This window comes from Paenarthrobacter nitroguajacolicus (genome assembly GCF_007786235.1).
GTDB classification, from domain to species: Bacteria; Actinomycetota; Actinomycetes; order Actinomycetales; family Micrococcaceae; genus Arthrobacter; species Arthrobacter nitroguajacolicus_A.
Map to the genome: position 1 here is coordinate 293039 of NZ_VNFK01000003.1, position 24060 is coordinate 317098.

Below are 24060 nucleotides of genomic sequence, written 5' to 3' on the forward strand. Positions count from 1 at the left end.
TTGTCCGCCTAGGATGCTGGAATGAGCGATTCAACGACGAACACCTCCGACGTCCTGGCCCTGGATTCCCTGCTGTCCGCGGACGAGCTTGCCCTCCGCCACACGGTCCGTGACTACACCGCACAACGGATCCGTCCGAACATCGCCCGCTGGTACGAGGACGCCAAATTCCCCCGGGAGATCGCTCCCGAACTGGGTGAACTCGGCGTCCTTGGCATGCATCTGGAGGGTTACGGCTGCCCGGGGCGCACCGCCGTCGAATATGGTCTGGCCGCCATGGAACTGGAGGCCGGCGACTCTGGGATCCGCACCTTCGTTTCGGTGCAGGGTTCCCTGGCCATGACCGCCATTCACAAGTGGGGTTCGGAAGCCCAAAAGGAACAATGGCTGCCCCGAATGGCGGCCGGCGAGCTGATCGGCTGTTTCGCCCTGACGGAGCCAACGGCGGGATCGGACCCGTCGTCCATGACCACGGTCGCCCGCGAGACAGCCGACGGCTGGGTCCTTGACGGCGCCAAACGCTGGATCGGCCTTGCTTCCATTGCCGACGTGATGGTGGTGTGGGCAAAGACGGACGACGGGATCCGCGGCTTCCTGGTTCCCGCAGGAACAACCGGCGTGACCGCCACGCCGATCGGACCGAAGCTCTCCATGCGTGCCTCCATCCAGTGCGATGTAACGTTCGACGACGTGAGGCTGGGTCCGGAGGCACTCCTCCCGGGTGCCCTGGGACTCAAAGGGCCGTTCTCCTGCTTGAACGAGGCCCGCTATGGCATCGCTTGGGGCGCCATGGGGGCCGCCCGCGACTCCTACGAGGCCGCACTTTCCTACGCCGGTGACCGTTTGCAGTTCGGGCGACCCCTGGCCGGCTATCAGCTCACGCAGGAGAAGTTGGTGAACATGCTCCTGGAGATCCAGAAAGGCACCATGCTGGCCCTCCACCTGGGCCGGTTGAAGGACGCCGGGCAGCTGCACCCGCAGCAGATCTCGATGGGCAAGCTGAACAATGTCCGGGAAGCCATCAAGATTGCCAGGGAAGCCCGCACCATTCTGGGCGGTAACGGCGTCACACTGGACTACTCACCCCTCCGGCATGCCAACAACCTGGAATCCGTCCGGACGTATGAAGGCACCGACGAAGTCCACACGCTGATCCTGGGCCAGCACATCACTGGCATCGGCGCATTCCGGGGCTAACCCACCCAACCGGCTGTCCCTAGTTGGACTCCGGGACGATCACGAGTTTCAAGTAGCCGCGAAGGCGCTCGGCAACGTCCACGTCGTCGGGGGCCAACAACCATTGCGTCTGAAGCCCGTCCCACAAGGCAACCAGGGACATCGCGGCCTCGTCCGGATCAACGCCCGGGCGCAGCCGGCCAACAGCTGCCAATTCCGCGAACCGTCGACCGTAGCTTGCGCGCAACCGCTCATAGCGCTCGGTGAAGTAGTCCCGGCCAGGGTGCTCATCCGTGACCGATTCGGCGCAGAGGACCGTGTAAAGCTCGATCACTCCTGGAATGCCCTCGTTATAGAGGGCCGTCCGGATGACGGAATCCGCCAAGCCCTCTTCCATGTCGTCAGGGAAGGCGCCACTGGTGATCTCGTCGCGGCGTTCCAGGACCGACATCAGGAGGTCGCGCTTTGACGGGAAGTAGTGCAGCAAGCTTGTTTGGCTCATCCCTGCACGGTCCGCAACGTCCTGCAGCGATCCCCCGCGGTAGCCACGGGCAGCGAACACCGCATGCGCAGCGTCCAGAATTGTTTGGCGCCGTTCCTCGGATTTCGCGTAGGGCCCGCGCTTCCCTGCGCGGGCCACGTCCTTTGTGGTCATGGCTAGCCAGTGTACGCGGGTACTGACCTCACTCGAAATTCGAGTAAGCACTCGAATTATCTGTTACCGTGATCACAATCGACGTGCCGGGGCCGCTCTCCGAGTGCCGGCAGCGTCAACCTGACACGAAGAGGTGAAGGCTCATGACCCGTTTCACTCGAAGACAACTTCTGGGCGCAGGCCTGGGCACGGCAGCCATGGGACTGCTGTCCGGCTGCGCGACGCCGGGAACCCAATCCGTCAACGCTGCACCCACCATCCCCGCCGCCACCGGTCCAGTGCGGCTCACGTATTGGGCATGGCTGAAGGACTTCCAGAATGTCGCCGACATCTGGAATGCACAGAATCCGAACGTTCAGGTGGACGTCGTGTGGATCCCGGGCGGCAACGCAGGTGGATACCAGAAGCTGTACTCGGCCCTGGCAGCCGGCGGTGGACCGGACCTGGCGCAGGTGGAGCTCCGTTCCATTCCGGAGTTCATGCTGGTCAACGGGCTGGTGGACGTCTCCCGCTACGGAGCCAACGACCATGCGCACCTCTACGACCCCACTCTGTGGAAGCAGGTCAGCTACACGGGCGGCGTCTACGGATTACCCCAGGACTCCGGACCCATGGCCATGTTCTACCAGCCAGCCATCCTGGACAAGGTGGGCGGAACCAGCCCCACAACCTGGGACGAATGGGCGGAACTGGCCCGCGAGCTCCGTTCCGTGGACACGTACCTTGATTGCTTCCCCATCAGCGACGCCTCGCCCTTCGCCTCCTTCGCTGGTCAAGCAGGAGCTGCCTGGCTTCGTCCAGAGGAGAATGGCTGGGTCATCAACATGACCGACGACGCGACGCTGAACACCGCGCGCTTCTTCGACAAAGCGATCGACGACGACCTCGTCACCACTGCGTACGGCGCCTTCTCGCCGGGCTGGTTCGCTGCGGCAGGCAAGGGCGGCATCGCCTCCACCGTCACCGGCAGCTGGGGCGATGCACTGGTGGAGGGCGTCAGTGGTTCCGAAGGTAAGTGGCGCGTTGCCCCCATGCCCACATGGGGCGGCACCGGGTTCGGGTCCAGCTACCTGGGTGGTTCCACCGCGGCCGTGCTTGCCAACAGCAAGCACCCCAAGGAAGCGGTGGAGTTCGCCGTCTGGCTGACAACCTCACAAGAAGGCATCGACGCCGAGATCAAGAACAGCGGCATCGGGTGGTCCCCGAATCCCGATTTCATTGGAACGGACCGGCAACAACCTTCGGCCTTCTTCGGCGGCCAGGACTACAACCAGGACGTCTTCGTCCCGGCAGCCCAACAGCAGAACCCTGACTGGTCCTGGTGGCCGGTGACCCAGCAGTCCTTCAACATCCTGAGCGACGGTTTCCGCAAGAAAGCCTTCGGGACCTCCTTGGTGGACTCCATCGCGGCTTCCGAGCAGCAGATCATCACCGTTTTCAAGAACAAGGGCCTCACCATCCGGAAGGAAACGGCATGACGACCACTCGTACAGCACCCGCCGCAAGGCGTCCTGCCGACGTACCCCGGCGCAGCAAGCGCACTGGCGCAGCAGCACGTGCGCCTTGGCTCTTGCTGGCGCCGTTCCTGGGGTTGTTCGTCCTCACGTTCCTGCTGCCAATTGTTGTAGCCATCCTGTCCAGCTTCACCAAAGTGACCAGGAGCGGACTCTTCGGCGAGGCCGGCGTGACCAGCGAATTCGCTGGGTTCAGCAACTACGCGCAGGCTCTGGCAGACGGCAGCTTCGTAGCCTCGATCGGCCGGATGCTGTTGTTCGGCATCGTCCAGGTGCCCGTCATGATCGTCCTATGCACGGTCTTGGCACTGATGTTGGAATCGGCTTCTGCCAAGTGGCCCGGATTCTTCCGCGCCGCCTACTTCATGCCCTACGGTGTCCCCGGCGTCATCGCCACCATCCTGTGGTCCTTCCTGTATGTGCCCGGCCTCAGCCCACTGTTCGACGTGGCCAAGATCGTGGGCCTCACCCCGGACTTCCTGGGTGCCAACAGCGTGCTGTGGTCCATCGCCAACATCGTCACGTGGAGCTACACGGGCTACAACATGCTGATTATCGTGGCGCAACTCAAGGCCATTCCGGTGGAACTTTACGAGGCCGCCAAGGTGGACGGTGCGTCGACGTGGCGCGTGGCCCGGAGCATCCAGCTCCCCCTGATCCGCCCGGCACTCATGCTCACCACGGTGTTTTCGATTATCGGAACGCTGCAGTTGTTCGCGGAGGCCCAGGTCCTCAAGACCGTAGCCCCTGCCATTGACAGCCAGTACACGCCCAACCTCAGCGCTTACACCACGGCATTTGCCTACAACGACTACAACGTCGCTGCCGCCCAGTCGGTCATCATTGCCGTGGCCGCGTTCGCCCTTTCGTTCGCCTTCCTCGCACTCACCAACAGGAAGTCATCATGACCGCAACCGCTACCAAGCCACCCGTCACGCCCGCTGCCAGGGCCCGGTCCGCGGGTCCAGACCGATCAGCCGGACGACGGCGGTCGTCCACGATCATCGTCACCGCCCTTTTGGTGGTGGTGGCCCTCTACTTCCTGATTCCCGTGTACTGGGTCTTCGTTGCCTCCACGAAGTCCACGGCGGACCTCTTCTCCACCAACGGCTTCTGGTTCGCTCCTACCTTCTCCTTGTGGGAGAACATCGGCCGTGTTGTCAGCTACGACAACGGGATCTTTGGCCGCTGGTTCCTGAACTCGGCCATCTACGCCGGCATCGGTGCGCTCCTGGCCACGTACTTTGCGGCAGCAGGCGGCTACGCCTTGGCCAAGTACGAGTTCAAGGGACGCAACCTGGTGTTCGGCACCATCCTCGGCGGCGTGCTGGTTCCCGGTACAGCGACGGCGCTTCCGTTGTTCCTCCTGTTCAGCCAGATGGGCCTGGCCAACACGTACTGGAGTGTGCTGCTGCCCTCGTTGGTGTCGCCGTTCGGGCTGTTCCTGTGCAGGATCTACGCGCAGGCCACCGTGGACACCTCGCTGATCGAGGCCGCCAGGATCGACGGCGCGGGCGAACTCCGCATTTTCCACACCATCGGGCTCAAGGTTCTGACCCCGGCCCTGGTCACCGTGTTCCTGTTCCAACTGGTAGGCATCTGGAACAACTACTTCCTGCCGCTGGTCATGCTCTCCGACTCCGAGCTCTACCCCATCACCCTGGGACTGAACAATTGGCTCAGCCAGGTGGACCGCTTGCCCGAATTCTACGAACTGACCACGGGCGGAGTATTGCTCTCCATCATTCCGCTCAGCATCGCCATGATTGTCCTGCAGCGCTTCTGGCGCGGTGGACTCACAGAAGGAGCCGTTAAGTAGTGACCACGTCATTGATCGCCAGCTACATCACCGACCGCGGTCCGGGAACAGGCAAGAGGCTTCCGGCCCGCTCGTGGCTGCACACGGACGCTCCCACGCTTTCGCTGAACGGGCAGTGGCGTTTCCGTTTCCTGGCAGGCGCTCCCGGCACTCCGGGTGGACGCGGTGTTCTCCCGGCGGGCGAAGCAGTTGAGGGTGTTGCCGAGGAGGCCTTGGACGATTCCGGCTGGGACAGGATCCCGGTTCCTGCGCACTGGGTGTTGGAGGGCGACGGAGCCTACGGGCGGCCCATCTACACCAATGTCCAGTTCCCGTTCCCCACCGACGCACCGCATGTCCCGGACGAAAACCCTACCGGCGACTATCGCCGGACGTTCGAACTCCCGGCGGATTGGGACACGGCAGACAAGACAGTACTGCGTTTCGACGGCGTCGAGTCCCGGTACAAGGTGTGGCTCAACGGAACCGAGGTCGGTGCGGGTGCAGGTAGCCGCCTGGCTCAGGAATTCGACATCACCCACACCGTCCGCGAGGGCCTGAACGTCATAGCCGTACGTGTCCACCAGTGGTCCGCGTCCAGCTACATCGAGGACCAGGACCAGTGGTGGATGCCCGGAATCTTCCGCGACGTGACACTTCAGGCACGCCCCAGGAAGGGCATCGACGACGTCTGGTTGCGGACGTCCTTCTCGGCCGGCTCCGGCGTCATTGACCCGGAGATTACCGCAGACGAGTCCGCCTTCCCCGTTCGCCTGTCCGTCCCGGAACTGGAGGTCGACGTCGTATGGGACTCCCCTGCCGACGTCGCACCGGTGGCGATTCCCGCCGTCGAGCCTTGGTCCGCGGAGGTTCCGCGTCTCTACAACGCGACGGTGGCCAGCGAAGGCGAGACCGTTTCGCTGCGGTTGGGCTTCCGCACCGTGGAGATCCGGGGCGATCAGTTCCTGGTGAACGGCCGGCGAGTGGTGTTCCATGGCGTGAATCGGCATGAGACGCACCCGGACCGGGGCCGCGTCTTCAATGAGGAGTTCGCCCGCGCGGACCTGGCCCTGATGAAGCAGTTCAACGTCAACGCGATCCGCACCAGCCACTACCCGCCGCACCCCCGTTTACTGGACATCGCTGACGAACTGGGCTTCTGGGTGATCCTGGAATGCGACCTTGAGACCCACGGTTTCGAACGGCACGGCTGGGTGGGCAACCCCAGCGACGACCCCGCCTGGCGCGAGGCGTATGTGGACCGCATGGAGCGCACGGTGGAGCGGGACAAGAACCACCCGTCCATTGTCATGTGGTCGCTGGGCAACGAGTCCGGCACCGGTTCCAACCTCGCCGCGATGTCCGCGTGGACCCACGCCCGGGATACCGGCCGGCCGGTCCATTACGAGGGTGACTACACCGGCGCCTATACGGATGTGTACTCGCGGATGTACTCGTCGGTGCCGGAAACGGAGGCGATCGGGCGCGATGATTCCGGTTCCCTTCTGCTCGGCTGCTCCGCTGCGGAGTCGGCGCGGCAGCGTACCAAACCGTTCATCTTGTGCGAGTACGTCCACGCGATGGGCAACGGCCCGGGCGCGATCGACCAATACGAGGACCTCGTGGACCGCTACCCGAGGCTGCACGGCGGGTTCGTGTGGGAATGGCGGGACCACGGCATCCGCACCACCACGGCCGATGGTACGGAGTTCTTTGCCTACGGCGGTGACTTCGGCGAGGTAGTGCACGACGGGAACTTCGTGATGGACGGCATGGTCCTGTCCGACTCCACGCCCAGCCCGGGCCTCTTTGAGTACAAGCAGATCGTCGCACCTATCCGTTTGGGCTTCTCCACCGAAACGCACGACGACGGCACGCGCCGCTTCGTTTCTGTCGCCAACCTGCGGCACACGGCCGATTCCTCGGATATCGTGCTGCGCTGGCGCACCGAGGTGGACGGCGTGGCGAACGCTTCCGGCGAGCTCGACGTCGCCACCTCAGTGGGCACCCCACTGGCCGCAGGCACTACGACGCGGATCGAGTTGCCGGACTTCGCGCCCTTGGCATCCGGCGAGTATTGGCTGACGGTGGAGGCCGCCCTTCGTAAGGACACAGCCTGGGCTGAGGCCGGGCACGTGATCTCGGCCGCTCAGCTGGAACTGACCGGGGCCCGTCCTCACCTGGCCGCACCGCGCCCGCTGGCGTCGGTTGGCGGGGCCGACGGTGGGGAGGGGAGCGTTTCGCTGGGCCCTGCCCGCTTCGAGGAAGGCCGGCTCGTCGCTTTGGCGGGATTGCCGGTTTCCGGTCCGCGCCTGGAGTTGTGGCGCGCCCCCACGGATAACGACGCCGGCGCGGGCCGTGGCAGCTACGACCTCGCCGATCCGTGGCTCAACAACGGCGACGGCGTTCCCGCTCCTTCCATGGAAACCGTCTGGCGCGCCGCTGGCCTGGACAGGCTCACGGGCCGGGTGGAGAAAGTCACGGCCAGCGAATCCGGTGTCGTCATCCAGACCCGCTACTCCGCAGCCGACGCTGCCCGCTGGGTCTCCGTGGAGGAAAACTGGCAGCTGTCCGACGGCGAGCTGTGGCTTCGCCTGGACATTCTTCCGAGCGCCGGCTGGGACATCATCTGGCCACGCGTCGGCGTCCGATTCGACCTGCCCGGATCCGTGGATGGTGCCTCATGGTTCGGCGCCGGGCCGCGGGAGTCCTACCCGGACAGCATGCACGCGACGCTGGTGGGCCGATACTCGGCGGGCATTGACGAACTCGCGGTGCCTTACGCCAAGCCGCAGGAATCAGGTCACCGCAGTGCTGTCCGGTCCTTGGCCCTGCAGAACTCCGGCACTCCGTGGTTGCAGCTCAATGCCATCCCCGACTCCCGTGGCCGCTTGCCGGGCTTCACGCTTTCGCGGCATACGGCCCAGGAGATCTCGGCGGCCGCACACCCGCATGAGCTGCCGGCGAGCCAAGGCAGCTACCTGTACCTGGACGCGGCACAGCACGGCCTAGGTTCCAGGGCATGCGGACCGGACGTCTGGCCGGATTACGCCTTGCGGCCCGAAGCCCGGTCGCTGACCTTCCGGATCACCGAAACGGGCTAGTACCCCCATTGCGGGGCCTGCTCTGCGCACGTCCAGCGGAGAATGGAGCGCAGAGCGGGCCCCGCAACACCGTCAGGTAACAGCGATGGGTTCCTTTTTCACCGCGTCCTTGCGGATGGTGGCGCTGATGACCGCAGCCACGGTGCACATGGCAGCCGCGCCCAGCCAGGCGTAGTTGTAGTGCCCGGTGGCGTCACGAATGAAGCCTGCAGCGAGGGCGGCAGCAGCTGCTCCGAGCTGGTGGGCGGCGAAAACCCAGCCGAACACCACTGAGCCGTCCGCGCCGAACACTGAGCGGCAGATCGCCGCGGTGGGCGGCACAGTGGCCACCCAGTCCAGCCCGTAGACCACCACGAAGATGATCATGCTCGGTTCCACGGAGGAACCCAGCAGCAGCGGCAGCACCAGCAGGCCTATCCCACGGAACTGGTAGTACACGGCCAACAGGACTTTAGGGTTGAACCGGTCGGTCAGCCAGCCGGAGGCGATGGTCCCCACGATGTCGAAAATCCCGACGACGGCCAACAAACCTGCCGCCGTGGTTTCCGGCATGCCGTGATCGTGTGCAGACGGAATGAAGTGCGTGCCGATGAGCCCGTTGGTGGTGGCACCACAAATCGCGAAGCCGGCCGCCAAAGCCCAGAATGTACGGACTCTCATGGCACGCCTGAGGACTTGCACGGCACGGACGGCCGCGTTGGGGGAATCCCCTGAGCCGGGCGCGGCAACCACCGCGGCGGGCTCGCTGGCTGTCGTCGTGGGGATTCCGGCGCCGGGTGCTTGCGTTTTCGGTGTTTCAGCACCGTAAGGCAACACTCCGACGTCGGCCGGTGAGTTCCGCAGCCAGCGCAGCACCAGCGGGACCACCGCGAGCGCACCCGCGGCGATGAGCAGCGACGCGCCCCGCCAGCCGGGATTTTGGGCGAGGGCGGCGATAAAGGGCAGGAACACCAACTGGCCGGCGGCACTGCCCGCGGTCAGGATGCCGATCACCAGTCCGCGGCTCTTCGCGAACCACGTGTTGGCGATGGTCGCAGCGAAGACGAGGGCCATGGATCCCGTACCGAGCCCGATCAGCAGCCCCCAGGTGAGGAGGATCTGCCATGACTGGTTCACCAACACGGTGAGGGCCGAACCCAGGCCGATAAGGCACAAAGCAAGAGCCGTGACCTTGCGGATTCCGAAGCGTTCCATCAAAGCTGCCGCGAACGGCGCCGTCAAGCCGAACAGGACCAGGTTGATGCTGACCGCCAGGGACAACACCGTGGTGGACCAGCCGAATTCCTGCTGCAGCGGGACCATCAGCACGCCGGGGGCCGCACGGAAACCGGCTGCCCCCACCAAGGCAAGGAAGGCCACTGCCGCAACAATCCACGCTGGGTGCAGTCGCCGTCGTTTCCCGGTGGGACCGCCCGTGGTGCCGGGCGGCGTTCCTGTGACGTCGGGAGCGGTCATACGGGGATCTCCGTTTCGGGGGAAGCCGGGGTGCGGTTTTCAAGGGGTGCGACGGCGAGTGGCAGTGGATGGTCGCTGCGTTTGAAGCTGTGCCAGCTCGTGTTGGCGGCGGTGAGCCGGGTGCCGCAGTGGGTGCAGGTGTCGGCGGACATCGTGGCCTCGCCGCAGTCTGTATGGATGACCTTCATATGGGAGACCTCGTTGGGAGCGTCCAAGTGCTTCTCCGCCCAAATGATGATGGCGTTGAGCACCGGCAACGCGTCCTCCCCCTTGGGAGTCAGGACGTACTCCTGCCGGGTACGTGCCCCATCCCGATAGGGGCGCTGGGCCAGGAGACCGGCTTCGAGGAGCCAGCCAAGCCGCTTGCTGAGGACGTTGTCCGCCACTTCCAGGCGCTGCTTCATGGCTTCATAACGGCCGTTCCCGAAGAAGATCTCCCGCAGGACAAGGCTTCCCCAGGGATCGCCAAGGACATCCAGGCCGCGGGCGAGGCTGCACGTGCGTGCGGACCAGTCGGAACGAAGAGGCATGCGCCAAAAATACCTGACTTTTCTAAAGAAAGCTACGATGCTGCCGATGCCCCTTTCGGCACGGCAGCAAATCCAAGTAGCGCCGCGCCAAAGTCGAGTATCCCCTCTGGCTTCCCAACGGCCAAGTAGTTCCTACAATCGAAGTGTCTGGGGATTTTCGAATATCCGTTCCGGCTTCCATAGCGGATCCACTCCCGCTTGGAGTTCCCATGACTCTGCAGGGCGACCCACAACCACAAACCGCACCAACAGAACCTCCCCTTCGATACCCAAGGCCAGCCCCGGGCATCTCTTTCAGGGCGCTGGTGGCGGCAGGTGCCATGGTCGCGGCAATCGCGCTGACCCCGCCCTTCCCGGGCGCGGCAACGACAATGCCCGCAGATTCTTCCCCCGCCCTCCACGCCGTCGCGTTCGAGCGGCTGGCAACGCCCGCCGTCGTACGTCCAGTGGCGGCGCCCGCAGTGCAAGTGCCACCCGCCGAACTGAAACACGAGCCGGCAGCATGGACCATCCCCGTTGCCGGATCCGGGGGGCAGGATCTGGTGGATGCCTGCATTGGCCCGGTCCACTACACGCCCACGGATGCCTTCTCCTTGTTCATCACCGAGCACGACTTCTGCGGCGGTTGGGCAAGGTTCTCGAGCATTGCCGTGGGCCAAACGGTGACCCTGGCCGGTTACGGAACCTACACTGTTTCGGCTCGCGGGCAGGTTCCCCTGGGTGGCACCACCAGCCACGTCTCGGAAGTCTTTGGCGGCTTCCCCAAAGCGGTGTTGCAGACCTGCATTCCCGGCACCAGCCAGATGCTGGTGATAGCCCTTAGCTAACAAAGTCCACATGTGATCTGCGCGACACACCCCCTTGGTTTGCCCCGGTTTCATCGGTAGTTCACTCGGGGTGCCTACGCTTGCCCGGTCAACTCTGACCACGAAAGGCACTCTGAATGTCCTCGAACACCCCTGAGACGGTTAATCGTTCAACCAATTCCAGCGGGCTCTCCCGCCGCGGCTTCCTCGGCACCGCAGCCGCAGCGACGGCGCTGGCGGCAACCGGTTCCCTCCTGCCTCCCTCCGTCCAGGCAGCGATGGCCAAGCCGGTGCCGCCCGGAAGCCTGCAGTCCATCAAGCACGTGATTGTGCTGATGCAGGAGAACCGTTCCTTCGACCATTACTTTGGATCGCTGCGCGGTGTCCGCGGATATGGCGATAAATCCGTGACACGACTGCCCAACGGAAAGTCCATGTTTGAGCAGCCCCGCGCCACCGGGGAGAGCGTGCTTCCGTTCTCCCTGCGCAAGGCAGCCGAACTCGCCGGCAGGCCGGGCTCCGACATCCAGTACCTCGGCGATCTGGACCATTCCTTCACAGGCACTACGACGGCATGGAACAACGGCTGGTGCGACAAGTGGATTCCCGCCAAGAGCGCGTCCACCATGACGTTCTACGAGCGTCAGGACATCCCGCTGCAGTACGAACTCGCGGACACCTTCACCATCTGCGATGCCTACCACTGCTCCGTCAACGGTTCCACCAACCCCAACCGCAACTACCTCTGGAGTGGCACCACGGGGAACGAGCCCGGCAGCCCCAAACGTGCGGTGACCAATGCGGCCTACGGCTATGATCACGGCGGCTACGACTGGACCACCTATCCCGAGCGCCTGGAACAGTCAGGGGTCTCGTGGAAGATCTACCAGGATTGGGACAACTTCACCGACAACGCCGTGGAATATTTCCAAACCTTCAAGGCGATTGGCCGCAAAATGCTCGCCTCCGTCGAGGGAAACTACCGAACCACCGAGGAGTTCTACGACACGATCAAGGGCAAGTCCGCCGCTGAACAGGACCGCCTCCTTGCCCAACTGGAGAAAGGCCGCGCCACCCTCACGGACGCCGAGCGGACACTCTTCGACAAAGCCATGTGGCGCGGGCGGCCCAACACGCTCTTGGAACGCCTCAGCGCGGACATCGTCGACGGAACCCTCCCCCGCGTCAGCTGGCTGGTTCCGTCCGCGGCCGATTCGGAACACCCCGGAGCCTCCACCCCTGTGGGCAGCGCGAACTTCGTCTACCGCCTCCTGGACACCGTGGCCAGCAACCCGGAGACCTGGGACAGCACCGCGATCTTCCTGAACTTCGACGAAAACGACGGCTACTTCGACCACGTGCCGCCGCCCGTCCAGCCGCGCCCGGCATCCGGCGAGTCAACCGACTGGACCACGGCACGCCCCATCGGCCTTGGCCCGCGCGTGCCCATGACCGTGGTTTCGCCGTGGACGGTGGGCGGCTACGTCAGCTCCGAAGTCTTCGACCACACCTCGGTGCTCCGCTTCCTGGAGCGTTGGACGGGCGTGGAGGAACCCAACATCTCGCCGTGGCGCCGCGAAGTTTGCGGTGACCTGACCGGCGTCTTCAACTTCCAAACGCCCGGTACTCCGCCAACGCTCGACCACCCTGCCGCTGTTCCGGCAAAGATCAGCCGCTGGCGCCCGAATCCCCCGGCGGTCCAGGTGGCTCCGATCCAGGAGGACGGCAGCCGCCCGGCCCGCGCGCTCCCTTACCGGCCGCAGGTCTCTGCCATGGCCCAGCCCGGCAAGATCGCCCTCACGTTGGGCAACATCGGCACACGTTCCACGCACTTCACCGTGTATGGCTACGCAGGCGAAGTGACCGAACCGCGGCACCTGGATGTCCTCGGCAGCCTGAGCGTGGACCTCCCCCTCGCCTCCGGTACGTTCGACGTAGTGGTCACCGGCCCCAACCGGTACCAGTACGAACTGAAAGGCACGACGGCGGGCGCGGCGTCCGGCGTCGACGTCACCGTGAACGGTCGCCGCGGCAAGAAGGCAGTGGAGCTGGAGGTGCGCAACAACGGCACCGGGACAGTGACACTGACGCTGGAGTCGCTGCAGTATGCAGACGGCAAGGAAACCGTGAAGCTGAAGCCGGGACACAAGAAGAAAATCGGCTGGGAGACCCTGAACGGCTGGTACGACCTGGAAATCACTGCAGCCGAAGACGCGACGTTCCGCCGCCGCCTGACCGGCCGTGAAGAAGACGGCAACGAGGGTATCTCCGGCTAGCCGGACACCACAGGAAATCCGGCTCTTGTTCGCCTCCATCGCCGCGGAACGGTGTGGTGTGCGAGCAAGAGCCGGATGAGTGGGTCCTAGCTGATCTTGGCGAAGGCCTGCTCCAGGTCGGCGATCAGGTCCTCGGCTTCTTCAATGCCGCAGGAAAGGCGCAGGAGGTTGACCGGGACAGCCAGCTCGGTGCCTTTCACCGAAGCGTGCGTCATCTCGGAGGGATAGTTCATCAGGGATTCGATGCCGCCCAGGGATTCCGCGAGCGTGAACACCGAGGTGGATTCGGCGACCGTCCGAGCTGCAGCCTCGCCACCCTTGAACTGCACGGACACCATGCCGCCGAACTTCTTCATCTGCTTGGCAGCGAGGTCGTGGCCGGGGTGGTCCGGGAGGCCCGGGTACAGCACAGCCTCAACTTCGGGGCGCTGCAGCAGCCATTCAGCCACGGCTTGGCCATTCTCGCTGTGGCGGTCCATGCGGACTCCCAAGGTCTTCAAGCCACGGGTGGTCAGGAAGGCATCCATCGGGCCGGAGACGGCGCCCACGGCGAACTGGATGAACCCGATTTTCTCTGCGAGCCCGGCGTCCTTGACCACAATTGCGCCGCCCACAACGTCGGAATGCCCGCCAATGTACTTGGTTGTCGAGTGGACCACGACGTCGGCACCCAAGGCGAGCGGCGTCTGCAAGTAGGGAGACGCGAAGGTGTTGTCCACCACCAGGAGGGCACCGGCGTCGTGCGCTACAGCGGCGAGCGCCTCGATGTCGGTGATCTTCATCATCGGGTTGGACGGCGTCTCCACCCACACCAGCCGGGTCTTGTTCGCGGCTACGGCGGCCGCTACGGCGTCGAGGTCGGCCATGTCCACAGGCGTGTTGCCGATGCCCCAGTCGCCGAGCACGCGGTTGATCAGTCGGTAGGTGCCACCGTAGGCGTCGTTACCCAGGACGATGTGGTCTCCGGGGCGGGCGATCGCACGAATCAGGGAATCCTCGGCAGCCAGGCCCGAGCCGAAGGAGAACGCAGCCGTTCCACCCTCAAGGGCCGCCAGTTGTTCCTGCAGGGCGTCACGGGTGGGGTTGCCGCCACGGCCGTACTCGTAGCCGGAACGCAGGTTGCCGATCCCGTCCTGCGCATAGGTGGAGCTGAAGTGCAGCGGCGGCACCACGGCACCGGTCCGCGGCTCGAAGGCTTGCCCGGCGTGGACGGCGCGCGTGTTGAACCCGGCGTTGTTGGTGGCAGACATGGATGCTCCTCTGTGTTCGTTCAACGGGTGGATCAGGCGCAAGGCGCCTAGTTGCTCAGGTAGGCAAGGAGGTCGTGGCGGGTCAGGATTCCCACGGGTGCTCCCACGAAGGTCACCATGACGGTATCGACGTCGGACAGCAGCTCACGCGCGGCGGAAATGGTTTCCAGTGAGCCGATCACGGGCAAGCGCTCACCCATGTGTTCGGCGATCTTGTCCGTGAGCTTCGCTTCGCCGCGGAACAGTTTGGTGGTGAGGCTGCGCTCGTCCACGGCTCCAAGGACCTCGCCCATCACCACGGGAGGCTCCTGTGAGAGGACGGGGATGTGGGACACACCGAACTCGTTCATGATGTTGATGACGTCGCGGACGGACTCGTTGGGGTGGATGTGGACCAGGTCCGGCATTTCGCCGGTCTTGGACTTGAGGACCTCGCCAACGGAGGACTCTTCGCCGCCGGAAAGGAAGCCGTAGGAACGCATCCACTGGTCGTTGAAGATCTTGGCCAGGTAGCCGCGGCCGGAATCCGGAAGGATCACCACCACCACGGCGGACTCGTCCAGGTCCTTTGCTACCTGCAGTGCGGCCACCACGGCCATGCCGGAGGAACCGCCCACCAAGAGGCCCTCTTCGCGTGCCAGGCGGCGGGTCATGGAGAAGGAGTCGGCGTCGGAAACAGCGATGACATCGTCCGGCACAGATGGATCGTAGTTGGCGGGCCACATGTCCTCGCCCACGCCCTCCACGAAGTAGGGCCGGCCGGTCCCGCCCGAGTAGACCGAGCCTGCCGGGTCCGCGCCGATGATCTTGACCGGGCCGCCGTCGGACTCCGCACGGTCCGCCGAGACCTGCTTGAGGAAGCGTCCTGTGCCGGTAATGGTGCCGCCGGTTCCGGCGCCGATGACCACGTGCGTGACGCGGCCGTCGGTATCGCGCCAGATTTCCGGGCCCGTGGATTCGAAGTGGCTGCCGGGGGCGGCGGGGTTGGAGAACTGGTCCGGTTTGAAGGCGCCCGGGATCTCGTTGACGAGGCGGTCGGAGACGCCGTAGTAACTCTGGGGGCTGTCAGGCGCGACAGCGGTGGGGGTCACCACAACGTCGGCGCCGTAGGCCTTCAGCACCGCGCGCTTGTCCTCGCCCACCTTGTCCGGCACGACGAAAACGCACTTGTAGCCCTTTTGCTGGGCCACGAGTGCCAGTCCCACGCCGGTGTTGCCTGATGTCGGCTCAACGATGGTTCCGCCTGGCTTGAGCCGGCCGTCCTTTTCCGCGTCTTCAATCATCTTCACGGCGATCCGGTCCTTGATGGAACCGCCGGGATTGACGTATTCGAGCTTCACGAGGACGGTGGCTTTGATCCCGTCCGTTACGTGGTTGAGCTTGATGAGCGGCGTATTGCCGATGAGGTCCAACACTGACTGGGCGTACTTCATAGGTACAAAGTTACCGCCTGCCCGCAGTAGGGCTTGACCCGGCGCCGGTGCCCGGGCCAAGCCAGGAAGGGGCCTGCGGCCTAGGTGCCCGCGGAGGTGTCGTTCTGCCACACACCCAGAACGTTGCCCTCGGTGTCCTTGAAGTAGGCGTACCAGCCCATGGTGGGTACGGCGTCCTTGGCCTGGACCACGCTGCCACCGGCAGACTCGATCTGTCCCAGCGCGGCGTCAATATCTTCCACATCGATGGTGAGGATGGGGGTCTTCAGGGCGTCGGTACGTGGGAACAGCGCTCCGTTGATGGCCCCTGGTTCCTTGGGGGTGCCGGTTTGTTCGTCGGAAGGGGCGGTGAGGGCGATGGTGTAGTCCATCCCCTGCATGGGGCTCAGGTTCCACCCGAAGGCACTTTCATAGAAGGTGTTGGCCCGGTCTTTGTCGTCCGTAGGAATCTCGAAATGCACTATTGCGGCCATGATGGCGCTCCTTGCTTCCTGGATTTGTTCCTGAGATATGGCGCGGCCACCCACGCCACATCAGGGAGTCTAGCGGTGGAGGTACCGGGCCGTAAGGGCTTCCAGGGCACGATTGTCAGCCGGGCATGGGACCATAAATGCATGACCATCGCAGACGCCCCGCCCCTTGTGGCGGCTGCGGCAGATGCGGCCGTTCGGTGGCATCCTGGCAGCTCCTTCCGCCTGGACCAGACCATGTTTCCGCTCATGCGCGGCAACGCGGATCCGTCCTTCGCGTCGCACTCCAGCGGTTTCTGGATGGCCTTCACCACCGCCTCCGGACCGGTGACCATGAGGCTTTCCGCAGGTGGCGTGGGGGCCGATTCCTTTGTGGATGCCCAAGCTTGGGGTCCCGGAGCGCAGGATGCCGTGGCCGGTGTTCCCAGGCTGCTGGGAGCCGACGACGATTGGTCCAGCTTTGATGAACCCGCCTTCCATGCCACGCTCCCGCGCCTGGTCACGGAAGCACGACGCCGGAACCTGGCGGTGCGGCTGCCTTCCACGGGGCGGGTGGTTGACTCCCTGGTGCCCACCATCTTGGAGCAAAAGGTCACCACCCTGGAAGCCAGGCGTGGCTACCGATACTTGATGTATCGCTTCGGCAGTAAGGCCCCCGGCGCGTCGGCTCCCCCGGGCCTCCTTGTTCCTCCCACGGCCCGGCAGTGGCTGGCCATTCCGTCATGGGAGTGGCACAAGGCGGGAGTGGGACCACAGCGTTCGGCCACCGTTATGCGGGCGCTGCAGTCCGCCGTCGCGCTTGAACGCCTGGCAGGCCTTGACTCTGCTCAGGCCGCCGCCAAGCTGCAGACCATTCCCGGCATTGGGATCTGGTCCGCGGCGGAGGTGGTCCAACGGACGCATGGCTGCCCGGACTCGATCTCCGTGGGCGACTATCATCTGGCGGCATATGTGGGGTATGCCCTGACAGGTGAAAAGACCGACGACGCCGGCATGCTCCACCTCCTGGAACCATGGCGTGGGCAACGGCAGCGGCTGGTACGGATGCTGTATTTGAGCGGCTTCCGCAAACCCACGTTTGGGCCCAGGATGACCGTCCAGGATCACCGCGGACACTGAGTTTTCATCGCGGACGGGAGCTGTCCGCAAGGGCATGGACTGCCCTCCACTGCCGGGTATAGCGTGGCGCGTAGCAGCCATCCCCAGCCGCCCATGGAGTCCTTCGAGTGACCGTGATCCACACCAAAAAACTCACCAAGACGTTCACCGTGAAGAAGGAAACGGTGGAAGCCGTCAAGGGCGTGGACATCGACGTCGCCCCTGGCGAACTCGTCGCGTTCCTGGGGCCTAACGGTGCCGGCAAGTCCACCACGCTGCGCATGCTCACCACCTTGCTGAGACCGACGTCGGGCTCGGCCACGGTGGCAGGAGTCGATGTAGAGAAGGATCCGGCCGGCGTCCGTGCCCGCATCGGGTACATCGGCCAGGGCAACGGCGGCGGGCACAGCTACCGGGTGATCGACGAACTCATCATGCAGGGCCGGTTCTACGGAATGAACACCAGCGAGGCCAAGGCGCGGGCAGAGACTCTCATGGCCTCCCTGGACCTGGGCGACCTCGCCAAGCGGACGGTCATCAAGCTCTCCGGTGGGCAGCGGCGGCGCATGGATGTGGCCCTGGGGTTGATGCACTCCCCCGGTTTGCTGTTCCTGGATGAACCGTCCACTGGCATGGATCCCCAAAACCGCGCCAACCTCTGTGAGCACATCATGCGGATGCGTGAAGAACACGGGACCACCATCGTGCTGACCACGCATTACATGGACGAGGCCGACTCCATGTCCGAACGCGTGATCGTGATCGACCACGGCACCATCATCGCGGACGACACCGCCTCCCGGCTCAAAGCGAACCTCGCCGGGGATCTCCTCGCCGTGGAGGTTGCCGCGGGCTCAGCGTCCGAGGTACGTGGCCTGCTGGGACGGGCTGCCGCCGAGGGCGACATCCAGGAGAACGCCTACGACGGCGTGGTCCGATTCCGCCTTCGGTTGGCGCAGGGCGCCCAACTCGCACCGGGACTGCTGAAGGAAATGCACGACGCCGGTGCTCCCGCCCAGTCTCTGGAACTCAAACCGCCAACGCTGGACGACGTTTTCCTGGAACTGACCGGCCGCAGCCTGCGGGAAGGAGCTGAAGTCTGATGATCGAGCAAGCCGTAACCCCGGGTGTGGCCATCCAACAACGCGGGCCCCGGAGCCTTGTGACGGACACGTGGTTCGTGTTCTGGCGCGAGATGCTGCTGCCATTACGGGACCCGTTCTCGCTGATTTTCTCCCTCATCCAACCGTTGGTATTCCTCGGATTGTTCGGTCCTTTGCTGGGCTCGGCGGTGGGTGCTCCGGCGTTCGGCGGCCAGTCAACGCTGCAGTGGTTCCTGCCTGGCGTGGTGGTGATGATCGCGCTGTTCGGCACGTCGATGACCGGTTCCAACCTGCAATACGAACTGATGACGGGTTCCTACGAGCGGATCCTGGCCACCCCGCTGTCCCGTTCATCGCTCATGATTGGCCGTGCACTGAAGGAGTGGGCTCCCCTGGTGGTGCAGGGCCTGTTGATCTCCGTGGTGTGCATCCCGTTCGGCTTCGTGTTCCATCCGCTGCATGTGCTCCTGGGGTTGGTCATCCTGGGCATCTTCGGCATCGGGCTGGGCGCGCTGTCCTACGCTTTGGCCCTGGTCTCGCAAAACAAGGAATGGATCTTCTGGGGCGTGCAGCAAACCCTGCTGTTCCCGCTGATGATCCTCTCCGGCATCATGTTGCCCATCGAAGCCGGTCCAGGGTGGATGAAGGTGGCCAGCCTGTTCAACCCCCTGACGTACCTTGTCAACGCCGAGCGGGAGTTGTTCGCCGGACGCATTGGCATGGACACAGCATGGGGACTCGTGGCCGCAGTGGTGACTGCCGCCGTCGGGCTTGTGGTGGGAATCCGGACCATCAGCCGGAACACCAACTAACTACAGATGAAGGCGGGACACCGCCTCCTGCCTCATGTCCACCTTCCGGACCTTGCCGGACACCGTCATGGGAAAACTTTCACGGACATCGATGTAGCGCGGAATCTTGTAATGGGCCAGCTTGCCCCGGCAGTATTCGGCAATGTCCTCCACGGTGATGGTGTCCGCACCGGGTTTGAGGATGATGCAGGCCATGAGCTCCTCGCCGTATTTCTCGTCCGGCACTCCGATCACCTGGACATCCTGGATCGCCGGATGGAGGTACAGGAACTCTTCGATCTCGCGGGGGTAGATGTTCTCGCCGCCGCGGATCACCATGTCCTTGATGCGGCCCTCGATCACCAGGTAGCCGTCCTGGTCCATGCGGGCGAGGTCTCCGGTGTGCATCCAGCCTTCGGCATCGATCGCCTCCGCGGTCTTGTCCGGCTGACCCCAATAACCCTGCATCACTGCGTAACCGCGGGTGCAGAGCTCTCCGATGACGCCGCGCTCCACCACTTCCCCGGTCCCTGGGTCCACGATCCGGCTCTGCAAGTGCGGCATGGTCCGGCCCACTGTGCTGGTCCTCTGCCCCAAAGTGTCCCCGGCGCGCGTCATGGTGGACACCGGCGAGGTCTCGGTCATGCCGTAGCAAATGGCCACATCCACCATGTGCATCTCTTCGATGACGCGGCGCATGACCTCGATGGGACACAGGGAGCCGGCCATGACCCCGGTCCTCAACGTCGACAGGTCGTAGGATGCAAAGTCCTCCAAGGCCAGCTCAGCGATGAACATGGTGGGCACGCCGTACAGCGAGGTCCCGCCGAAGTCCTGCACGGCTTCCAACGCAGCCGAAGGGTTGAATCCCCGGCCCGGAATGATGGTGGCGGCACCGAAACTCAGCGCGTTCAGATTTCCGATCACCATGCCAAAGCAGTGGTAGAACGGCACCGGAATAACCACGCGATCATGCTCGGTATAGCCCAGCAGCCGGCCGATCGAGTGCCCGTTGTTAAGGATGTTGTGGTGCGTCAGGGTGGCTCCCTTCGGGAAGCCCGTGGTGCCTGAGGTGTACTGCAGGTTGATGGGGTCGTGCGGGTCCAGTTGGGCCATACGGTCGCGCACCGCCGAAGGCCCGACGCCGTCCGCCCGGGTCAGGAGCTCGGCGTACGTTAGTTCGTGGCCGGCTTCGGGGACGCCAGCGGTGAGTCCAGTTGCCGGCTCGCCGGGAAGGAAAACCACTTCCTTGAGTCCGGGACAAATACCAGCAGCTTCCCTGGCCATGCCGACGTAGTCGCTGTTCTTGTCCGACGGCGCGGTCACCAGCATCCGCATGCCGTTCTGTTTCACCACGAATTCCAGCTCGTGGCTGCGGTAGGCCGGATTCACGTTCACCAGCACCGCACCGATCTTTGCGGTGGCGTATTGGAGGATGGTCCACTCGGCACAGTTGGGACTCCAGATGCCGATCCGTTCGCCCTTGTCCAGGCCCAAGGCGAGCAATGCGCGGGCGAGGCGATTGACGTCGTCGTTCAGTTTTTCGTAGCTCCAGCGGCGGGCGTCTCCGCCGGGGGTGGGCGCCGCTTCAATCAGTGCGTCGCGTAACGGGAACCGGGCGGCGATCCGCTCAAAATTGGCGCCGATGGTCTCTTCGAGCAGCGGGACGTCAGTGTCTCCGGCAGTGTAGGACAACATGACGGAACGCTACCAAGGGACTGCGCGCAACAGAACCGTAACCACCTCCAGCGGCGCCGTGTCCTGCCGGTAGGGTTGGAGCCATGAGTGCACCCATTGACCTGCAGGCCACGTTCATCCCCAACGAAGGCGAGTTTTTCCGCGTGAAGCTCGCTTTGGAAATCGCGATCGATGAGGTCGTCAACGAGCCCGGCTGCATCCGCTACGAACTGACCGAAGCCACCGAGGAAAAGCTCGTCCTCACGGAGCGCTGGGAATCCGAGGAACTGCTCGAGAAGCACTCCAAGGGCATTGCCGTCCAGGACCTGAACGAGTCCCTCAGCGCGCTGCTGGCCGAGCCCGTCAAGCTGGAACGTCTCTAGGAAAACGCCTCAACACTGCGAGAACGCGTTAAAGCACCGAGGTCGCCGGAATTTTCCGGCGACCTCGGTGCGTTCCGGCGATTTCGCCGAGTGGGATCTAGTTTTCCTGTGCCTCGGCACGGGCCTTGGCAACGTGGGCGTGGACCTCTTCCATGTCCAAGCCCTTCACGGCCTCGATGACCTGCTCAAGCTGCGGGCCGTTGAGGGCGCCCGGCTGCGAGAAGACGAGGACCTTTTCGCGGAAGGCCATGAGCGTGGGGATGGACGTGATGCCGGCTTCGGCGGCGAGCTGCTGCTCTGCCTCGGTGTCCACCTTCGCGAAGACAACGTCGGAGTGCTTCTCCGAAGCTGCCCCGTAGGTGGGGGCGAACTGGCGGCACGGGCTGCACCAGGCAGCCCAGAAATCCACCAGGACAATGTCATTGTCCTCAATGGTCGATGCGAACTGTTCTCCAGTGATGTCAACTGTAGCCATGGTTCCACGGTACGCGACGCTGCTTGCGATGTCCCGTGGAAGGGTGGCCTGTTCGCTTCCCGCGTCACCGGGAATAAACGGCTACTTGCCCAGGACGTACTTGATCGCGGACGCGTAGAGCGGCGCCACCTTGTTGTGCCCGGTCTGGTTCATGTGGGCGTCATCGAGGTAGTTACCCGCCGCGCCGGCGATGGTGGCTGTGCCGGACATCGAGATGCGCGGCAAGCCACGGACTGCGGCTTCCCGGGTTACCAGGCCATCCACCCAACGGCGCTGGGCGTGGCTGGCGTCGTACCGTGAAAGGACTCCGTTGATGAGGATGGTGCTGCGCGGATACTTCCGGCGCAATTCGTCCCAGAGCCGGTTGGCCTGGGACAGGATGGCGGCGTCGGTGGCCATGATGCGGGCGTCGTTTCCGCCCAGTGTGACCACTACCAGTCCGGGATTGCCCTGCGGAAGGAGGATACGGTCCAGCACTACAGCATCCGTCGCCGAGCTTCCACCAACGGCCGGACTTCCCGAGACGTAGCCGATGCCGCCTATGCTGCGGACCACTTGACGGGGGTAGCCGGCTGCGCGGGCACCCTGCTCGCCCCATGAATCCATATCCAGTTGCGAGTCACCAAGGAAAACCACGGTAGAGGCATCAACCGCTTCGGCAGAGTAGAGCTCCTGCGTGGCATCGCTCCAGATGGTTTCCAGTTTCTGGAAGGCCACGTGGGCTCCCCTGGAATCCGACCAGGTGTCCTTGACCGGCCAGCCAAATTCGCCCGGATTGACGGACCACACCTTGTAGGTGGGGTGTCCCACAATCCGGGCTCCAGTGGACGGCCCCCACACGAGCCAGCCGTTGGTGAACTGCTGGACCAAGCCGCCGGCCCGCGGAAGCTTGTCCGTAAGCGGCAACCCCAATTGCCCGGCGGCCCCGCCCAGCGACACATAGCGGTTGTGGACATCCCCGTGCGTGGTGGAGTGCGCACCGGTGGCTGCGGACCAGTAGACGGTCCCGCCCTGGAAGAGCTGGTAGACGAAATTGTTTTGCCGGTGTTCCTCGCTGACCGGATACCCAAGGGCGCCGTTTTGGGCCCCCGTTGAAGACCAGTAACTGCGGATGGCCCCCGTCAGGGCACGTGCCCCGGTGGAGGGTGACCAGATGATGGTGCCCCGTTGGTACTGCTGGGACGAGCCACCGCTGCGCAGTCCTGTAGCTTCGTCCGTGGACGGATAGCCGAGCTCACCCTCTTCCATCCCGGATTGTCGCCACCGTTCCCGGATGGCGCCCATGGAGGGATGCGCACCGGTGGCGGGCGACCACACCACGAAGCCGCGTTCGAAGGCTTGCCAGGCGCCGCCGTCGCGCAGTCCTGTGCTTTCGCCGGTGACAGGGTAGCCAAGGAAGCCGCCTTCAAAGCCGGCGCGGCCCCACGCCAGGTGGATGGATCCACTGGTACCCCGGGCGCCGGTAGCCGGGGAATACGTGATGGCTCCGCGTTCGAAGGATTGCTTGGAACCGCCATTGCGGAGTCCCGTAACGGTATGGGTAGTGGGGTACCCGTGGAAGCCGGCGGGACCGCCGGCGTTGCGCCACGACGTCCGGACCGGCCCGTTGACCACCACACGGGCTCCGGTGCGGGCCGACCACGCGATGTCGCCGCCTGCGAACCGCTGCACGCAGCCGCTTGTGCTTCCGCTGCCTGTGCATTCTTCCGCGGCAGTTGGCTGCAGCAGCACACTGCGTGCCCATGCACTGGTGTTGTATAAGTTGCCGATGGCACCCGTGAGGGGCGGCGTTGACGTCTGGGCCTGAACAGCCAGGGGTGCTGCGAAATGAGGGGTGGCCTGTGCAGGGGACGCCATTCCCAGGGGCGACGTTCCCAAGGAACCCGGAACAAGCATCACCGCTGCCACTGACCCGAAGAACCAGCGTTTTAACGCCGACGTTGCACTTCTCACTTCTCAAACCCCTCAAACTACGGGCGTACCCCAAACTGCTCCCCCACATGAAAACAGTGAAGCCAGTATCTTCGACTTCAGGGCTCCGCGCAGCGCGACGCAACCAATGCGTG

At 64.4% G+C, this 24060-nt stretch carries 20 protein-coding genes; 11 read left to right on the forward strand and 9 right to left on the reverse strand.

The window, feature by feature from the left end; genetic code table 11:
• Positions 1-21: 21 nt before the first annotated feature.
• Positions 22-1197 (forward strand): acyl-CoA dehydrogenase family protein, encoded by a 1176-nt coding sequence (locus tag FQP90_RS05360; protein ID WP_144648656.1) that lies wholly within the window; start codon positions 22-24, stop codon positions 1195-1197.
• Positions 1198-1216: 19 nt separating this feature from the next.
• Here FQP90_RS05360 and FQP90_RS05365 read toward each other — a convergent pair whose 3' ends face one another.
• Positions 1217-1831 carry a TetR/AcrR family transcriptional regulator gene (locus FQP90_RS05365; protein WP_167510410.1) on the reverse strand — a complete coding sequence of 205 codons (615 nt, stop codon included), beginning with the start codon at positions 1829-1831 and terminating at the stop codon, positions 1217-1219.
• A 143-nt stretch (positions 1832-1974) separates the two neighbouring features.
• Here FQP90_RS05365 and FQP90_RS05370 point away from each other — a divergent pair, with 143 nt between their 5' ends.
• Genes FQP90_RS05370 through FQP90_RS05385 form a run of 4 tightly spaced genes read left to right on the forward strand, consistent with a single transcriptional unit; the run spans position 1975 to position 8247 of the window.
• Positions 1975-3309 (forward strand): ABC transporter substrate-binding protein, encoded by a 1335-nt coding sequence (locus FQP90_RS05370; RefSeq protein WP_144648657.1) that lies wholly within the window; start codon positions 1975-1977, stop codon positions 3307-3309.
• Positions 3306-4253, forward strand: a complete 948-nt coding sequence (locus FQP90_RS05375; protein ID WP_144648658.1) for a carbohydrate ABC transporter permease — start codon at positions 3306-3308, stop codon at positions 4251-4253. Before FQP90_RS05370 ends, FQP90_RS05375 begins: the two co-directional genes overlap by 4 nt.
• Complete coding sequence (locus tag FQP90_RS05380; RefSeq protein WP_144648659.1) at positions 4250-5164, forward strand: carbohydrate ABC transporter permease; 915 nt, start codon at positions 4250-4252, stop codon at positions 5162-5164. The genes FQP90_RS05375 and FQP90_RS05380 overlap by 4 nt, the downstream gene beginning before the upstream one ends.
• Entirely contained in the window at positions 5164-8247 is a 3084-nt protein-coding gene (locus FQP90_RS05385) for a glycoside hydrolase family 2 TIM barrel-domain containing protein (RefSeq protein ID WP_144648660.1), read from the forward strand. Before FQP90_RS05380 ends, FQP90_RS05385 begins: the two co-directional genes overlap by 1 nt.
• Before the next feature lie 72 nt (positions 8248-8319).
• Here FQP90_RS05385 and FQP90_RS05390 read toward each other — a convergent pair whose 3' ends face one another.
• Both FQP90_RS05390 and FQP90_RS05395 read right to left on the reverse strand, forming a co-directional pair.
• A complete protein-coding gene (locus FQP90_RS05390; protein ID WP_144648661.1) occupies positions 8320-9702 on the reverse strand; it encodes an MFS transporter in 1383 nt (460 codons plus the stop codon).
• Entirely contained in the window at positions 9699-10232 is a 534-nt protein-coding gene (locus FQP90_RS05395; protein ID WP_144648662.1) for a winged helix-turn-helix transcriptional regulator, read from the reverse strand. Before FQP90_RS05395 ends, FQP90_RS05390 begins: the two co-directional genes overlap by 4 nt.
• Positions 10233-10441: 209 nt before the next feature.
• On the opposite strand from FQP90_RS05395, the gene FQP90_RS23970 reads away from it, so the two are divergent.
• Positions 10442-11059 carry a hypothetical protein gene (locus FQP90_RS23970; RefSeq protein ID WP_439898634.1) on the forward strand — a complete coding sequence of 206 codons (618 nt, stop codon included), beginning with the start codon at positions 10442-10444 and terminating at the stop codon, positions 11057-11059.
• A 116-nt stretch (positions 11060-11175) separates the two neighbouring features.
• Positions 11176-13314: a phosphocholine-specific phospholipase C gene (locus FQP90_RS05405; RefSeq protein WP_144648663.1), complete on the forward strand. Its 2139-nt coding sequence runs from the start codon at positions 11176-11178 to the stop codon at positions 13312-13314.
• An 86-nt stretch (positions 13315-13400) separates the two neighbouring features.
• Here the strand turns inward: FQP90_RS05405 and FQP90_RS05410 are convergent, their stop codons facing one another.
• From FQP90_RS05410 to FQP90_RS05420, 3 genes are all read right to left on the reverse strand, one after another.
• Positions 13401-14564, reverse strand: coding sequence for a cystathionine gamma-synthase (locus tag FQP90_RS05410; protein WP_144648664.1), 1164 nt, complete (start codon positions 14562-14564; stop codon positions 13401-13403).
• 47 nt (positions 14565-14611) lie between these two features.
• A complete protein-coding gene (locus FQP90_RS05415) occupies positions 14612-15997 on the reverse strand; it encodes a cystathionine beta-synthase (RefSeq protein WP_144648665.1) in 1386 nt (461 codons plus the stop codon).
• 80 nt (positions 15998-16077) lie between these two features.
• On the reverse strand, positions 16078-16470 hold the full coding sequence (locus tag FQP90_RS05420) for a VOC family protein (protein WP_144648666.1): 393 nt from the start codon (positions 16468-16470) through the stop codon (positions 16078-16080).
• Positions 16471-16611: 141 nt separating this feature from the next.
• On the opposite strand from FQP90_RS05420, the gene FQP90_RS05425 reads away from it, so the two are divergent.
• The 3 genes from FQP90_RS05425 (at position 16612) to FQP90_RS05435 (ending at position 19480) form a co-directional block, all read left to right on the forward strand.
• Positions 16612-17586 (forward strand): DNA-3-methyladenine glycosylase family protein, encoded by a 975-nt coding sequence (locus tag FQP90_RS05425; RefSeq protein ID WP_144648667.1) that lies wholly within the window; start codon positions 16612-16614, stop codon positions 17584-17586.
• 113 nt (positions 17587-17699) lie between these two features.
• The gene (locus FQP90_RS05430) at positions 17700-18668 is read left to right on the forward strand and encodes an ATP-binding cassette domain-containing protein (RefSeq protein WP_439898635.1); all 969 of its coding nucleotides are present in this window, start codon (positions 17700-17702) and stop codon (positions 18666-18668) included.
• A complete protein-coding gene (locus FQP90_RS05435; protein WP_144648669.1) occupies positions 18668-19480 on the forward strand; it encodes an ABC transporter permease in 813 nt (270 codons plus the stop codon). Before FQP90_RS05430 ends, FQP90_RS05435 begins: the two co-directional genes overlap by 1 nt.
• Here the strand turns inward: FQP90_RS05435 and FQP90_RS05440 are convergent, their stop codons facing one another.
• Positions 19481-21157 carry an AMP-binding protein gene (locus tag FQP90_RS05440; RefSeq protein WP_144648670.1) on the reverse strand — a complete coding sequence of 559 codons (1677 nt, stop codon included), beginning with the start codon at positions 21155-21157 and terminating at the stop codon, positions 19481-19483. It abuts the gene before it with no gap.
• 83 nt (positions 21158-21240) lie between these two features.
• Between FQP90_RS05440 and FQP90_RS05445 the strand changes: the two genes are divergently transcribed.
• Positions 21241-21519, forward strand: a complete 279-nt coding sequence (locus FQP90_RS05445; RefSeq protein WP_011775682.1) for a putative quinol monooxygenase — start codon at positions 21241-21243, stop codon at positions 21517-21519.
• Between the two features lie 97 nt (positions 21520-21616).
• Here FQP90_RS05445 and FQP90_RS05450 read toward each other — a convergent pair whose 3' ends face one another.
• Both FQP90_RS05450 and FQP90_RS05455 read right to left on the reverse strand, forming a co-directional pair.
• Positions 21617-21994: a thioredoxin family protein gene (locus FQP90_RS05450; protein ID WP_144648671.1), complete on the reverse strand. Its 378-nt coding sequence runs from the start codon at positions 21992-21994 to the stop codon at positions 21617-21619.
• A gap of 81 nt (positions 21995-22075) precedes the next feature.
• Positions 22076-23947 (reverse strand): GDSL-type esterase/lipase family protein, encoded by a 1872-nt coding sequence (locus FQP90_RS05455; protein ID WP_144648672.1) that lies wholly within the window; start codon positions 23945-23947, stop codon positions 22076-22078.
• Positions 23948-24060: the final 113 nt, after the last annotated feature.

Excerpts from the sequence above, each read along its gene's own strand:
- FQP90_RS05450 (WP_144648671.1), bottom strand. The coding sequence starts at position 21,994 with ATGGCTACAGTTGACATCACTGGAGAACAGTTCGCATCGACCATTGAG.
- FQP90_RS05365 (WP_167510410.1), bottom strand. The coding sequence starts at position 1,831 with ATGACCACAAAGGACGTGGCCCGCGCAGGGAAGCGCGGGCCCTACGCG.
- FQP90_RS05405 (WP_144648663.1), top strand. The coding sequence starts at position 11,176 with ATGTCCTCGAACACCCCTGAGACGGTTAATCGTTCAACCAATTCCAGC.
- FQP90_RS05440 (WP_144648670.1), bottom strand. The coding sequence starts at position 21,157 with ATGTTGTCCTACACTGCCGGAGACACTGACGTCCCGCTGCTCGAAGAG.
- FQP90_RS05360 (WP_144648656.1), top strand. The coding sequence starts at position 22 with ATGAGCGATTCAACGACGAACACCTCCGACGTCCTGGCCCTGGATTCC.
- FQP90_RS05375 (WP_144648658.1), top strand. The coding sequence starts at position 3,306 with ATGACGACCACTCGTACAGCACCCGCCGCAAGGCGTCCTGCCGACGTA.
- FQP90_RS05445 (WP_011775682.1), top strand. The coding sequence starts at position 21,241 with ATGAGTGCACCCATTGACCTGCAGGCCACGTTCATCCCCAACGAAGGC.
- FQP90_RS05380 (WP_144648659.1), top strand. The coding sequence starts at position 4,250 with ATGACCGCAACCGCTACCAAGCCACCCGTCACGCCCGCTGCCAGGGCC.
- FQP90_RS05390 (WP_144648661.1), bottom strand. The coding sequence starts at position 9,702 with ATGACCGCTCCCGACGTCACAGGAACGCCGCCCGGCACCACGGGCGGT.
- FQP90_RS05395 (WP_144648662.1), bottom strand. The coding sequence starts at position 10,232 with ATGCCTCTTCGTTCCGACTGGTCCGCACGCACGTGCAGCCTCGCCCGC.
- FQP90_RS05370 (WP_144648657.1), top strand. The coding sequence starts at position 1,975 with ATGACCCGTTTCACTCGAAGACAACTTCTGGGCGCAGGCCTGGGCACG.
- FQP90_RS05435 (WP_144648669.1), top strand. The coding sequence starts at position 18,668 with ATGATCGAGCAAGCCGTAACCCCGGGTGTGGCCATCCAACAACGCGGG.
- FQP90_RS23970 (WP_439898634.1), top strand. The coding sequence starts at position 10,442 with ATGACTCTGCAGGGCGACCCACAACCACAAACCGCACCAACAGAACCT.
- FQP90_RS05420 (WP_144648666.1), bottom strand. The coding sequence starts at position 16,470 with ATGGCCGCAATAGTGCATTTCGAGATTCCTACGGACGACAAAGACCGG.
- FQP90_RS05410 (WP_144648664.1), bottom strand. The coding sequence starts at position 14,564 with ATGTCTGCCACCAACAACGCCGGGTTCAACACGCGCGCCGTCCACGCC.
- FQP90_RS05415 (WP_144648665.1), bottom strand. The coding sequence starts at position 15,997 with ATGAAGTACGCCCAGTCAGTGTTGGACCTCATCGGCAATACGCCGCTC.
- FQP90_RS05425 (WP_144648667.1), top strand. The coding sequence starts at position 16,612 with ATGACCATCGCAGACGCCCCGCCCCTTGTGGCGGCTGCGGCAGATGCG.